Origin of the sequence: Janthinobacterium agaricidamnosum NBRC 102515 = DSM 9628 (genome assembly GCF_000723165.1) — a bacterium.
GTDB classification, from domain to species: Bacteria; Pseudomonadota; Gammaproteobacteria; order Burkholderiales; family Burkholderiaceae_D; genus Janthinobacterium; species Janthinobacterium agaricidamnosum.
Genome location: NZ_HG322949.1, coordinates 5,924,917 through 5,925,439, shown reverse-complemented (window position 1 = coordinate 5,925,439; position 523 = coordinate 5,924,917). Strand labels below are relative to the sequence as shown.

The 523-nt window shown below is 53.2% G+C and carries 1 protein-coding gene (cut by a window edge); it reads right to left on the bottom strand.

Translation table 11 applies throughout. The features are described from left to right. Positions 1-487, bottom strand: the 5' portion of a protein-coding gene (locus GJA_RS25735; RefSeq protein WP_038498086.1) for a type VI lipase adapter Tla3 domain-containing protein. The gene continues 20 nt to the left of window position 1, outside the view; the window shows 487 of its 507 coding nt (coding positions 1-487); it begins with the start codon at positions 485-487; the stop codon falls past the left edge of the window. Positions 488-523 lie beyond the last annotated feature (36 nt).

Genomic DNA, 523 nt, shown 5'->3' with positions numbered 1-523 from the left:
CGGGGGTGCCGGGAAGGCGATATAAATTGCGTGAGTACATGCTATCGTCTGAATTGAGCACAATATAAGGCACATCTGGATTTGCATCGAAGAATGCAAATACATCGTCCAGTATCCGGTCGGGACGTTCGCTGAAGCGCCGCGGGCCGACCACGAATAAGTGCCAAGCCATGCCTGAAGAAACCGCACTACCGGCCAAGCCGGCAAGTGGCTGAGTTGGCTTGTCTGCGATATCCGGATCAGCAATTGGAGGCTCAGCGTTAAATATCGGTACTCCGTAATACATGGGGGTATATTGCGCGCCGTTCTCCAGTGTGTCGCCTGCACGGCTACCGGAAATTCCCGCTTTTTCCATGGAGTCCCACGGATATTTTTCCTTATCCTGCTCGCGGATAGAGGCGTAGGCATCCCCTTTTTGCAGGGCTTCCCACAGTTTTCCCTGGCGATATTTGTCCAGCGTGACCCCTAGACCAATAACTTCCAGCACATATTCCCGCCTGGCCTGCTCGTTTGGTACTACTTT